A 12,918-nucleotide genomic window follows, 5' to 3' on the forward strand; every position below is an offset into this window, starting at 1 on the left:
TAACTGGTATAATAACAAAAGAATAAAAGAAAAATTAAACGGCCTGTCACCTATTGAGTATAGGCAACAAGCCGCATAATTAATATTATCCAAAAGTCCGGATTAAAGGGTTCAGATCACTCCTTTGCTTTTTTATTATTTTATATTCTTCCATTAAATTGTCTTACGCTCTTTTTTCCTGCTCCATTCTTAATTTATATATAGTAGTATTAGTATCTAAATCTACCATATCATAGGTAATACATTCACCCTTTTTAATGTCTCTTTTAATTACTGCATTATTGTTTATAAGTCCTATTGGCACTAAGTTTTCACTCTTTGCCACTTCGCAAGTATCTATACTTCCTAAAACAGTATATTCTCCTATACCATCTAATCTTTCGCCTTTTTTCAAATCCTTCTTAGCCATCGTAATTACTTCTGCCACTGTTTTTTCATATATAGGTGCAATAGTAGCTTCCTTATAAAAATAAGCTTTTGCTATTGAAATTGGTGTTTCTAAACTAGTTAAATGGTATGGCCTATAAAGTACATAGTTTGGTCCAGACCCCATTTTTAAAAATTGCATTTCATGATGTACTTGGGGAAGTGATGTAGTTACAATAGCAAATACTCCTGGAGCTACACCATGGGCATAATCCACTATTCTATATTTATTCAATATTCCGCCCTCTTCCTTGAGACTATATACCTTTGGTAAATCATTTACTTCTGTTGTTGGTCCATAACCACCTCGTATATCTGGAATAAATCCTGTACTATTTGCCATTGCTGCCATTTCTACCATGGTATTTGTTCCATCAATAAAAGAAGCTAGTTTAATAGGATTTAACTTTGACTTTAAGGCTTTTTCTCTTACACTATCTGGAGTTGCCTCATAATCAATAGGATTATTTTTTCCCTTACCTATTGCTAATACTTCAAATCCAGCTGCCTCTGCAAAATCAAAAATTTCTTTAACCGATCCTGGTTCATCTCCCGCTGTTCCAGTATACACTACACCTGCTTTTTTAGCCATCTTATTAAGTATGGGTCCCACTACAACATCTGCCTCCACATTCAACATTACAATGTGCTTCTTATTTTCTATTGAATCTAATGCTATTCTTGCTCCTGCATCTGGTACACCTGTAGCATCTACAACCACATCAACTAAATTTGGTTTAGTAGCATATTCGGTTATATCTGATACAACATATTTATTACTTTCCATAGCGATATTAATTTCACTAAGCGTCCTAGCTATCACAATATCATCCTTCGATATACCTGCTAAGGTATATGCTTCTACCCCATCAGATATTTTGTTGCTAACGACTAAGGAGGGCTCCATACCTTTTACTAGCATCATCTGACTTACTAGTCCCTTTCCCATAAGCCCTGCACCTATTATGGATACCTTTATATGCTTGTTGTTTTCATCTAATTCTTTTAATTTATTATTTAGACTTGTCATTTATTTTCCCCCATTATACTTAGTTCTTGGCCGCATTTAATCCCGCAATATAACCTGATGACCATGACCATTGAAGGTTAAATCCTCCACAATCTCCATCTATATCTAATAACTCTCCTACTATATAGAGCCCTTCAACTATTTTTGATTCCATGGTTTTACTGTCAATTTCATCAGTATTTACTCCACCTGCTGTCACTTGAGCATTACCCCAAGATTGAGACCCTATTACTTTAAAATGCCAAGAAGTAAGTATTTGTGATAATTTTCTTATTTCATCTTTAGATAGAAATTCTAGATTTTTATTCTTATCTATATTTAATTCCTTAAGTATTGGAATAATAAGTCTTTTATTTATTAGCCCTATTAATCCAATCTCTACAGTCTTTTTATCATTAAAATTAAATCTATTTACTAGGTACTGAAATAATTCTTCCTGACTTCTTGTATGGATTATAGATACTCTTAATTCTACAGATTTACCTTTATTAATATATTCCAAAGCTGTTCTACTTAATTGAAGAATTGGGGGACCTGAGATACCATATGATGTAAATAAAATATCCCCACTATCCTCTAATATTAATTTATTATCTACATATATTCCAGCTACTCCAAGAAATTTCACCCCATCTAATGACTTGAGAAAGCTACTTTCAAGTTTCAACTGCACTAGACCTGGAAATACATCTGTAACTGTATGACCTAGTTTCTTGCATAAAGTATATCCATTACCATCAGAGCCACTGGATGGCAATGCCATACCCCCTGTAGCTATTATTACCTTATCTCCTTCAAAAGTTCGCTTATCTTTAAGTATTACAGTAAATTTTTTTCTCTTTTTTATTTCAGATACTTGTGCTTCCGTAATTAACTCAATTTCTTGTGTTTCTATCTCATATCTTAATACATCTAGCATAGATGAAGATTGAAAAGATAAAGGAAAAACCTTTCCATTATCCTCTATAGCTGGTGTTATTCCTAGTCTTTCAAAAAACTCCATGGTCATTTCTACATTAAACTCAGACAATGCACTATATGCAAATTCAGGATTATTGCCATGATAATTATTTATACTCAAATTTCTATTTGTATAATTACATCTTCCGTTTCCTGTAGCTAAAAGTTTTTTTCCTACTCTATCATTTCTCTCTAATATTATAATCTCTCCACCGTTTTTCTTTGCTGATAAGGCTGCCATCATTCCCGCAGCTCCTCCGCCGATAATTATTATTCTCTTGCTCATAGAAAAACTCCTTTATAAACTTACTATGTTATCTATTTTATACTTTATTCATAGTTTTGTCTATTTTAACAAAATAATTAATTAGTCAAAATAGAATTTAAATCCCTTTAATATAAATATTATTTAAATTATTTTAATATAATTATTAAAATAATTAATTTATAAATTAATTATTTTAATAATTATATTGACATTTTTAAGTTTCTATACTATCCTTTAATCATACATAGTCTTAATCTTAATCTATTAAAGGGGGATTTTATTTGGCTAATTATGCTATAGAAGTAAAAAACTTAAAAAAAGAATTTGAAATCAAAAAGAAAAGAGGTCATTTATGGAAAAAAGATTATAGAGAAAAAGAATCTTTTGTTGCTGTCGATAACATCAGTTTTAATGTTAATAAGGGAGAAATATTTGGATTCTTAGGTCCTAATGGTGCTGGTAAAACCACTACTATAAAAATGATTTCTACTTTACTAATGCCTACTTCTGGCTCAATTATAGTTAATGGTATAAATTCTCAAGATAAACCCATAGAGGTCCTTAAAAACTTAGGTACAGTATTAGCTGGAGAAAGAAGTATTTATTGGAAACTTTCAGGCAGAGAAAATCTAGAGTACTTTGCAGCTATGAATGGTATAACTGGAAAAATTGCTAAAGAACGAATAGATTATTTATTAAAAAGATTTAGCTTAGAAAAGAGATCTGACGAAACTGTAGAGAAATATTCTACAGGTATGAAACAACGAATAGCTCTAGCAAAGGCTTTAATTTCAAATCCGCAAATAGTAATATTAGATGAACCCACCTCAGGATTAGATCCTCAATCTGCAAGAAATCTAAGGGAAATAATACTAGAAATTAAGGCAGAAGGCAGAACTGTACTTTTAACTACTCATTATATGGAGGAAGCAGACCAATTAAGTGATAGAATTGCCATAATAGATCACGGGAAAATCATAGCCTTAGATACTCCTGAAAATCTAAAAAGAGGATTAAATAAAACTAATAGTCTTATACTTGAGCTAAATCATTGGGATGAAATCATTGCCAGCAAGCTAAAAAATATACAACATGTAGAAAATATAAATAATAAATTTAATGATTCTACCCAAACTTGGGAAATAAAAATCCATATTTCTAATGGTAATGAAATTGTTAGTTCTCTAATATCAAATATAGTTTCTTACAATATTAAAATAATTAATTTTAGAGTGGATGAGCCCACTTTAGAAGATGTATTTATAAATCTAACTGGGAAATCTTTAAGGGAATAGGAGGTATACAATGACTGCTGTTTTATCTATATTTAAAAAAGAATTTAGAATTTTTTTAAGGTATCCATCTTGGTTTATATCTGCATTAATATGGCCTATTATATTTCCCTTTGGATATCTATTTACAGTTAAAGCCCTATCTGGTACTGATGCCCAATCCTTGGAAATTTTCTCAAATTTTTCTGGAACCGCTGATTATGTAGGCTTTATACTAATCGGAACCACTATGTGGATGTTAATGAATACTATGTTATGGTCCTTTGGAACTAGTCTTAGAACTGAGCAAATAAGAGGAACCTTAGAGTCTAATTGGCTTTGTCCAGTACCCAAGATTACACTTTTATTAGGATATTCCCTGTGGCAAATATTTTCCAGCTTTGTTTACCTTCTTATTTCTATTATAGAGTTTAAACTAATATATAATTTCAGATTTATAGGAAGTCCTCTTCTCTCTCTTTTAATAATTATATTGTCACTTCCTTCTATTTATGGAATAGGATTTATATTTGCCAGCCTAGTCATGTGGCAAAAAGAAGCAAACTCCATGGTGTTTTTAGTTAGAGGAATAATGTCTTTATTCTGTGGTATAACTTACCCCTTAGCAGTTTTGCCAAATTGGATGAAGAGTATATCAAATATAATACCTTTAACACATAGTATTAATGCATTAAGGTCTGTTATCTCTGCTGGAGCTACCATAGGGGATATTAAGAGTCAAATATATTATTTAATATTTTCAGGTATTGTTCTTATGATTTTAGGATTTTTAGCTTTTAATCTTACTCAAAAAAAGGTTAAAGAATCTGGATCTTTAGGTCATTATTAATAGGAAGGAGAAAAATATGAGTTCAAATAATTTAAAAACATATTTATTTGCTATTTCTGCTATTACCAAAAAGGATATGAAAGTATTCTTAGCATATCCTATAAATGCTCTCTTTAGGATTATAGAGCCTATTATGTGGATTGCCCCAGTATATTTCCTTTCTAAAGCTTTCCAAATCAATGGTGAAAATATAGGTTTTAGTCAATATGCTGGAACCACTGATTATATGGCTTTTCTAGTGTTGGGAACTATTGTAAGCAGCTTTGTAAGCTCTGTTCTCTGGGGCATGGGTTTCTCTTTAAAGAATGAAATGGACTCAGGAGTAATAGAGTCTAATTGGTTAACCCCAATTCCATTATGGGTACAGCTAATTGGAAGGTCTATCTTTTCACTAATAATAACCACCATAAATTCTATAACTGTAGCATTTTTAGTATGGTTATTATTCGGTTTTAATATAAATAATAATATATTCTCTGCTATAATTGCTTTAATCCCTCTCTTGGTCGCATTGTATGGATTGGGTTTTGGAATAGCTTCTCTAGTTCTTATAACTAATAATGCTAATAATATAATTGATATAACCAATTTTTCTTTAAATATTATTTGTGGTCAAGATTTTCCTATTACTATTCTACCCAGAATTTTAACTGCCGTATCATTGGCTATTCCTCTGACATATGGCTATGATGTCATAAGAGGACTACTTTTGGGTACTAACACTTTTTTTTCTATAAAAACAGAATTATTGATATTAACAGTCTTTATGGTAGTAGGAACAGCTTTAGGATATTATATATTAAAGAGAGTAGAAAAACACTGTAAAACAATCGGAAATATCGGATTCCATTAAAAAGTATGATAGAGAACTCTCTATCATACTTTTTAATTATAGTCCTAATTCCTTTAATTCGTCTTGAATTTTCTTTCTTAAAGTTTCCTTTTCTTCTCTCGAAATAAAAGCTGCTTCAACGGAGTTATCTATAAGTTTTAATATTTCTTCTATAGAAAAATTTAATTCCTCCATTAAAAGCTTATATTCCTTTTCCAAGGAAGTATTAGAAACTGTAGTATTATCTGTATTTACAGTAACTCCTATTCCTAACTCCATATACTTTCTTATGGGATAATTTTCTATGGAATCCACTGCTTTTGTTTGTAGATTACTTATAGGACACATTTCCAAATATATATTTTTTTCTCTTAGTAATTCCATAACCTTAGGATCTTTTATAGCTGCTATTCCATGACCTATTCTTTCTGCATAAAGAAGCTCTATTGATTTAGATATGTTTTGTACAATTCCAGTTTCCCCTCCATGGATAGTTATTTTGTATCCTTTTTTACGGGCTAATTCAAATGCTTCTTTATGTATTTCTGGTGGAAAATCTTGTTCGTTTCCTGCTAGATCTACAGCTACTACACCTTTGCCAAGATATTTTTCACCATACTCTACTATCTCTAAGCTATTTTGAAGACTTTCATGCCTCATGCATATTAATATGGCATTAGATAATATATTAAATTCTTCTCTTCCTCTTTCCATACCTTTTAAAACACTTTCTACAACATCATTAAAATTTAACCCATCATTCATGTGTAGAAATGGAGCAAACCTTATTTCAACATATTTTACATTTTGTATACTTAGATCTTCTAAAAGCTCATAAGTAATTCTCTCTATATTTTCTTTTCTTTGCATTACTTTTAATGGATAACTAAACTTCTTTAAATATTCTATTAGGGAATTACATTCTTCTTTAACACTTACTAATTCTTCAAACTCTTTAATATCACTTACGTGCAAATCTTCTTCCTGCTGAAGCAATAATTCAGACATAGTTTCTGGTCTGACACTTCCATCTAAATGACAATGTAGCTCTATTTTAGGTATATTTCTCAAAATTCCTCCCATAATCTACTCCTTTCAGCATAGTATATCTCTATTTAAATTATATTAATATTATAGTCTTTATATTTATATTCTTCCAGTCCTCAATACTTATATATAAAAAATTCCTCTCCAAATTTGGAGAGGAATTTTTTATAATAAAGATTAGTATTATTTTCTGTTTAATACTGCATTAATTATTATACCAACTAATGCTGCAAAACTTAACCCTGTTATTTGAACTGATTGATTTATCGGAATTCCTACTGTAAAGCCTAAAGTTTCAGATAAATAATTTCCGCCTAGACCTAATATTAGTATAATAGCCATTACGACAATATTTTTCCAATTAAATTTAACTTCCTGATTTTTTATAGTCTTTACACCAATCAAAGATATCATACTAAATAACATTAAGGAGATTCCACCCATTACAGCTGTTGGTATAGTTGATAATAATGCTCCAATTTTTGCTATAAATCCTAAACATACTGCAAATACTGCTGCAAGTCTCAATATTGATGGATCATAATTTTTAGTTATTGCCAATACACCTGTATTTTCTCCATAAGTTGTATTTGCTGGTCCACCAATTAATGCTGCTACTGTAGTTGCTAATCCATCTCCTAATAATGTTCTATTTAAACCTGGATCTTCTACAAAGTTTTTACCTACTACTTGTCCATTAGTAGTTATATCACCTAAATGTTCCATAAATACTGCTAATACTACTGGCGCAATTATTGCTATAGCACCTAGATCAAACTTAGGCAATCTAAAAGATGGTAATGCAAAGATTGATGCCTCTTTTATTAAGTCTGTATTTACTAATCCTATCTTTAACGATATTGAATATCCAACAATAACTGCTATTAGTATTGAAAGTTGTTTTATAAATCCTTTTGCTTTGAAGTTTATTAATAATGCTGTTCCTAAGGTTATAGCTGCTATGATAAGGTTTTCCTTTGCCATTCCAAATGCTACTGGTATTAAGTTCATACCTATTACTATAATCATAGGTCCTACTACTTGAGGTGCAAGATATTTTTGTATTCTTTCTACCCCTATTTTCTTTATTAAAAAAGATGTAAGCACATAAATTAATCCTGCTACAACCATTCCACCTTGAGCATAAGCTAAATCTCCATTATAAAGTTCTTTTACTGTTAAAATCACTGGAATAAATGCGAATGATGAACCTAGAAATGCAGGAACCTTTCCCTTTGTACAAGCATGAAATATAAGTGTACCTAAACCTGCCGAGAATAGAGCTATTGAAGGGTCTAATCCTGTCAATATAGGAACTAAAACTGTCGCCCCAAACATAGCTATAAGATGTTGAAGTGCTAATATTACCTTTTTTGAATGACCTAGCAAGGACATTTCCTCACCTGTTGAATCAACTGATTTTTTAATTACATTATCAACCATTTATTTTCTCTCCTTTCCAGCCTCACAGGACTGATTTAAAAGTTTTTTTATGACCTAACACAACGAACGCTAGTGAGTTGATGTAGGTCAAACGTAACGAACGCCAAATTCATGCAAGTAATAACGAGCAAATGAATTTGTGCAGTGAGACTACGTAAAATTGCCTAACCTAATCAATAATACTGAATCGTAAATAGGTCAAACGCAACGAGAACCAAATTTGCACGAATGTAATGAGTGAACAAATTTGTCTTTCGAAACTGCTACGGCCCATCCGTTATCCAAAATATTATATCATCATTTAATTACTTGTACAATGTTTTTTTATAGAATATTTTTTACAAAAAAAAGAAGACCTTCTAAAGTCTTCTAAATAAATCTTTTTCTTCTAAATTAGCTATCTGTAATCCTTCTTCTATTTGAGATAAAATTAAATCCTTATCTTGAGATAAAGTACCTTTTAATGCCACATAATTTGAAGCATGGTTAGACCTAAAAACACAATTCTCTACATTAAGATTTTCAACCATTTTCTTAGTTTCTAATAGTACTTCTTTAGGGCTTAAAAGATCAAACTCTCCATTTTGTACATCTTCATAAAGAGGAGTCCCCTCTTCAACTATTAATGTAAGTAGTCCTACATAATTAGGATTTATCTCATTAATTATTTTAGCAGATTCTATTGCATGTTCATAGGAATCTATTTTACCACCTATACCAGAAATAAGGGTTATGGAAAGTTCTATACCAGCTTCAACTACCTTTTTTCCTGCTTTAACCATTTCTTCTCTAGTTACACCTTTATTAATAGCTTTTAATATTTTCTCTGATCCTGATTCTACTCCAAGATATATAATTCCTAATCCAAGAGATCTTAATTTTTCTAATTCTTGATTGTTTTTAGATAATATTGCCTTAGGTGAACCATAAATTCCTACCCGTTCACATTCTGGAAATTTTTCTTTTATAAAAGAAAGAATTTTTATTAATTCTTCAGCCTTTATTGCTAAAGCATCACCATCTGCAATGAAAATTCTCTTTACATATTTATATCTTTCTCTTCCTATTTGAAAATCTTCTATTATCTCATCAGTACTTCTGACTCTAAATCTTTTATCTTTATACATAGAGCAAAAAGTACATTTATTATGAGTACATCCTATAGTAGCCTGAACTATTAGACTATATGCCTCACTAGGTGGTCTATATAAGGACCCTTCATATCTCATTTTATCACCTCTTATTTTTCAAAACCTTCTACTGTATATTTATTGCCTGCATTCCAAAATATCCATTGAGTTAAATCTGCATCATAGGTAGCTTTTTTCTGTGCTATTAATTCCTTAGGACCATAAGGTGTATAATGTGAACCATATTGTTTTTTTAGCCATGGAGCTGAAAAATCTTGAAGCCAGGGTCTAAGAATAGCTTTTTCTTCTGTCGTATCTATATTATTTATTCTTTCCTGTGCTTTTGCCATACTGGTATATACTATTTTATATGGGTCTGCATCTGGATAGGGAACACCATATGAACCTAATGCATAATGTGATGGATAAACCATGGGACATAAGATATCTACAGCAGTAGCTAAAGTTTCTAAATGTTGGCCTAACTTCATATCATCCTCTACAGTAGTGACTAGTCCAAATATATCAGCAGACACATATACTCCATAGGGTGCCAATCTTTCTCTGGCATAACTCAAAAATCCAGCGATAGCATCTCTCATTGGCTCTTCACTAGCCTTACCATAATCGATCAAATCTCTTTTTCCATCAGTTGGAAATCTTACATAGTCAAATTGAATCTCTTTAAATCCATTTAATGCGGCTTCCTCTGCTATCTGAATAGGATACTCCCAAGAGTCTCTATTATATGGGTTGAGCCATGCATCACCTTTATTATCTCTCCAAACAGATCCATCCTTAGTCTTTACGGCTAAATCAGGTCGTTTCCCTGCTGCCGTTCTATCTTTAAATGTTACGATCCTAGCTATAGGATATATATCCTTATCTGCTAAGAGCTTCATTGAACCTATGAAATCTTTATCCTTAACTATCTTATCTGCCTCTAATTCTTTTACCATGGGAATAGAAGATTTATATGTTAATTCCCCATAATCATCCTTCACATCTATGACTACTGCATTTAACTCTGACTTATCTATTAAATCTACTAAATCATGAAATCTACTTTTTAGTCCCAAAGTATGCCCTGTCATATAAATTGCTTTTACATCAAGTGTTTCCTTGTACGCGGCCCAATTAGTTGAGGGTTGCATTAAATAGTCTACCTCTGTAATAATAGGTATATTTTCTTTAGCTGCACTTGTATTAGATATTATATTTTTTCCATTTTTACATCCTGATAATAATAGTGTATATGTTAATAATATTCCTATAAGTCTTCTCTTGCTCATTCTGCTCCCCCTTATGTGAGTACTTTATCTTATGTATCTTTTCGACAATTTCATTATATAATAGACAAACTACTATTACAACTAATTTTAACCCATATTATTAATGCGACAGGGGATAATTCCCCTGCCGCATCAATAGCAAAAATTTCCTGAACATAATTTACTTTATTCAAGTAATTTCCTACTCTATCTATATTTAATTATTCCTTAGAGACTATACTAATTTTTATCTTTATTATTTTTTAGAGATTCTGGAGCTCTCATTCTCATTTCTTCTCCATCTTTATTTATGATTTTAAACTCTCCATTATATAAGTTTGTATCATCCAATTTAGACAAATTAAAATATCCATCCTTATCCATTTCATATTCATTCCCGCCAATTATCCACTTAGAACCTTCTGGGATACCCCACTCAAGATGATTTCTACTGTTGTAAACATCTATTAGACTATTTATATATTCAATGCTTTGAATTTGACCATTATTCATAAATAAATATTTCTTTGAATTATTACCAATGCCAATTTCTATTAGCCCAGGCTTAAATCCAAAATCCTTAAGTATAAATGAAATTTCTTCTTGAGACAAATTAGGATAGAAAGTTCCAGAAAATAAACCATGTATAATGTCTATAGTATCATCTTTAATTTTATCTACACTAGACATTTGTCTCCAAAAAATTGTATCAACAAAACTTATATCTTTAAAACTATTTCTCGAAGCTCCATAAATTCTTTCAATTCCATCCTTATGTTTAAACTTATAATATTGGTTGGGTTCCATTAATAACTTATTGTTATCTACCTTTAAAATGCGTGTATCCTTTGGATCGGGATATGGTGATACTTCAGTCAAATGTATTCCCCTCTCAGATGCTACTTGGTAGCCAGGAAAAATCTCTTCTAATACATAGAAAGTACTATTACAATGTTCATAAGAGACTGTCCACTCATAGAAATCTAAGTATTTTCTATTATCATACATTTTTTGTGTAATATTATTTACATTTATATTTACACTTATATTTACATTTGTGTCTATATTCTGTTTTTTATAAGAATCTTGTTTTAAAACAGATGAGTTTACATTTTTTATATCATTATTTAGCTCTTTATTCCAAAAACTTGTTATGGGACGCGCTATATATTTAGGTATATAATTGGTTTGACCTACTCTCATACTCCCCATCTCCTTATCTTGGTAAATTAGGATAAATGTAGTCAATCATAACACTAGGATATACATTAAATGGTGTCTTGGTATTAGTTGAAGCATCATAGAATATTATCCATGTTTGATTCATATCATAACTTCCTCCAAGAAAAAGATATAATGGATTTATCTCATCCGCAAACCATTTTGACTGCTTTAGGTCAGTCCAGTTAGATCTTTTAGTATTTTTGTATTTTCTTATAGAAGGATGGGATATGTTCGCGTCTCCTCCAGCCCCTGCAGTTATTTTATAAGCAACAGAATCTTTAGGCACTTCGTTTGTGTTTATAGTCCATTCTACTTCTCTTGTCTTATATCTACTCATGTCTTGTGTACTAAAGTTTTTACTTATACTTCCCTTGCTATATGTTGGAGATCCAAAATAGAATGAATATTGATTTTCTCCTGAAATGCCAGATTCGCTTAATCTTAAATAGTAATACTGGCTTTCAGGTATATTAGTCTGAAATCTATTACTCGCATTACCTGGAATCTGAGTAAAAGTATTAATTACTACTAAATCTTCGTTAAGAACTTCAATTACTAATTTATTCTGGCTACTAACTGTTAATATATTGTCATATTTATCCTTAGTACCATTTTTATAAAGAAATATCTTATAATAATCTACATCATTTTCACCACTTAATTTTCCCAATACTTTATGCATATCTGAGTAATCTCCCGTAGCTGTAGCCTTGTAACTATCATTATTCCTTCTAAACAGTTGCGCACTCTCTGGTTCATCATTTGGTTCTGTTTCATAGTAATAATTAATGCTTGTACTTGATTGCATTTCAAAAGCATATGAGATTGTACTTGTAATAATCATCATTGCTAAAATAAATCCCCCTATAATTCTTCTCTGTTTTTTCACTATAATCACTACCTTCCCAATTTTATAGTCCCACTCATCATAAATATATATTATAACATCTACTTTGTCAACTCTAAAACAAAAAAGCCCTACTACGACCAACGTAATAGAGCTTTTTATTAATTTTATGTAGCCTGGCAACTTCCTACTCTCCCAGGTCGTTTCCAACCAAGTACCATCGGCGTTAAGATGCTTAACTTCTGTGTTCGGTATGGGTACAGGTGTGTCCATCTTGCTATCGTCACCAGACGAAAACTACTTCTATACAATATTCATG

Annotated in this window: 12 protein-coding genes and 1 rRNA gene; 4 read left to right on the top strand and 9 right to left on the bottom strand. The window is 31.0% G+C overall.

The genetic code is table 11. The features are described from left to right. A partial coding sequence (locus KQI38_RS22795; RefSeq protein WP_216554048.1) for an IS3 family transposase occupies nt 1-79 on the top strand: 79 nt, incomplete at its 5' end. 84 nt (nt 80-163) lie between these two features. Here KQI38_RS22795 and KQI38_RS07745 read toward each other — a convergent pair. Both KQI38_RS07745 and KQI38_RS07750 read right to left on the bottom strand, forming a co-directional pair. Then, nucleotides 164-1,456: an NAD(P)H-dependent oxidoreductase gene (locus tag KQI38_RS07745; protein ID WP_216557746.1), complete on the bottom strand. Its 1,293-nt coding sequence runs from the start codon at nt 1,454-1,456 to the stop codon at nt 164-166. 19 nt (nt 1,457-1,475) lie between these two features. Beyond that, a complete protein-coding gene (locus tag KQI38_RS07750) occupies nt 1,476-2,702 on the bottom strand; it encodes a BaiN/RdsA family NAD(P)/FAD-dependent oxidoreductase (RefSeq protein ID WP_216557748.1) in 1,227 nt (408 codons plus the stop codon). Nucleotides 2,703-2,965: 263 nt separating this feature from the next. Between KQI38_RS07750 and KQI38_RS07755 the strand changes: the two genes are divergently transcribed. From KQI38_RS07755 to KQI38_RS07765, 3 genes are read left to right on the top strand one after another with little or no spacing between them, the layout of a single operon-like run. Then, nucleotides 2,966-3,979, top strand: a complete 1,014-nt coding sequence (locus KQI38_RS07755) for an ABC transporter ATP-binding protein (RefSeq protein WP_216557751.1) — start codon at nt 2,966-2,968, stop codon at nt 3,977-3,979. Between the two features lie 10 nt (nt 3,980-3,989). Beyond that, the gene (locus KQI38_RS07760; protein ID WP_216557753.1) at nt 3,990-4,805 is read left to right on the top strand and encodes an ABC transporter permease; all 816 of its coding nucleotides are present in this window, start codon (nt 3,990-3,992) and stop codon (nt 4,803-4,805) included. A gap of 16 nt (nt 4,806-4,821) precedes the next feature. Beyond that, complete coding sequence (locus KQI38_RS07765; RefSeq protein WP_216557756.1) at nt 4,822-5,658, top strand: ABC transporter permease; 837 nt, start codon at nt 4,822-4,824, stop codon at nt 5,656-5,658. Nucleotides 5,659-5,694: 36 nt separating this feature from the next. Here the strand turns inward: KQI38_RS07765 and add are convergent, their stop codons facing one another. The 7 genes from add to rrf all read right to left on the bottom strand — a co-directional run bounded on the left by add (nt 5,695) and on the right by rrf (nt 12,890). Beyond that, complete coding sequence (add, locus tag KQI38_RS07770; protein ID WP_216557759.1) at nt 5,695-6,720, bottom strand: adenosine deaminase; 1,026 nt, start codon at nt 6,718-6,720, stop codon at nt 5,695-5,697. 147 nt (nt 6,721-6,867) lie between these two features. Further along, on the bottom strand, nt 6,868-8,127 hold the full coding sequence (locus tag KQI38_RS07775; RefSeq protein ID WP_246565697.1) for a uracil-xanthine permease family protein: 1,260 nt from the start codon (nt 8,125-8,127) through the stop codon (nt 6,868-6,870). Nucleotides 8,128-8,486: 359 nt separating this feature from the next. After that, nucleotides 8,487-9,356, bottom strand: coding sequence for a radical SAM protein (locus tag KQI38_RS07780; RefSeq protein ID WP_216557763.1), 870 nt, complete (start codon nt 9,354-9,356; stop codon nt 8,487-8,489). Nucleotides 9,357-9,367: 11 nt separating this feature from the next. Further along, nucleotides 9,368-10,549, bottom strand: a complete 1,182-nt coding sequence (locus KQI38_RS07785; RefSeq protein WP_216557765.1) for a putative glycoside hydrolase — start codon at nt 10,547-10,549, stop codon at nt 9,368-9,370. A 219-nt stretch (nt 10,550-10,768) separates the two neighbouring features. Continuing rightward, a complete protein-coding gene (locus KQI38_RS07790) occupies nt 10,769-11,731 on the bottom strand; it encodes a hypothetical protein (protein ID WP_216557768.1) in 963 nt (320 codons plus the stop codon). 13 nt (nt 11,732-11,744) lie between these two features. Beyond that, entirely contained in the window at nt 11,745-12,782 is a 1,038-nt protein-coding gene (locus KQI38_RS07795) for a hypothetical protein (protein ID WP_216557772.1), read from the bottom strand. Beyond that, nucleotides 12,774-12,890: ribosomal RNA gene (gene rrf, locus KQI38_RS07800) — 5S ribosomal RNA — on the bottom strand. Before rrf ends, KQI38_RS07795 begins: the two co-directional genes overlap by 9 nt. Nucleotides 12,891-12,918 lie beyond the last annotated feature (28 nt).

Origin of the sequence: Tissierella carlieri (genome assembly GCF_018917285.1) — a bacterium.
GTDB lineage: Bacteria > Bacillota > Clostridia > Tissierellales > Tissierellaceae > Tissierella > Tissierella carlieri.

What these genes read in the sequence shown, in the direction of transcription:
- KQI38_RS07745 (WP_216557746.1), bottom strand. Translation starts at nt 1,456, where the DNA reads ATGACAAGTCTAAATAATAAATTAAAAGAATTAGATGAAAACAACAAG.
- KQI38_RS07750 (WP_216557748.1), bottom strand. Translation starts at nt 2,702, where the DNA reads ATGAGCAAGAGAATAATAATTATCGGCGGAGGAGCTGCGGGAATGATG.
- KQI38_RS07760 (WP_216557753.1), top strand. Translation starts at nt 3,990, where the DNA reads ATGACTGCTGTTTTATCTATATTTAAAAAAGAATTTAGAATTTTTTTA.
- KQI38_RS07765 (WP_216557756.1), top strand. Translation starts at nt 4,822, where the DNA reads ATGAGTTCAAATAATTTAAAAACATATTTATTTGCTATTTCTGCTATT.
- add (WP_216557759.1), bottom strand. Translation starts at nt 6,720, where the DNA reads ATGGGAGGAATTTTGAGAAATATACCTAAAATAGAGCTACATTGTCAT.
- KQI38_RS07775 (WP_246565697.1), bottom strand. Translation starts at nt 8,127, where the DNA reads ATGGTTGATAATGTAATTAAAAAATCAGTTGATTCAACAGGTGAGGAA.
- KQI38_RS07780 (WP_216557763.1), bottom strand. Translation starts at nt 9,356, where the DNA reads ATGAGATATGAAGGGTCCTTATATAGACCACCTAGTGAGGCATATAGT.
- KQI38_RS07785 (WP_216557765.1), bottom strand. Translation starts at nt 10,549, where the DNA reads ATGAGCAAGAGAAGACTTATAGGAATATTATTAACATATACACTATTA.
- KQI38_RS07790 (WP_216557768.1), bottom strand. Translation starts at nt 11,731, where the DNA reads ATGAGAGTAGGTCAAACCAATTATATACCTAAATATATAGCGCGTCCC.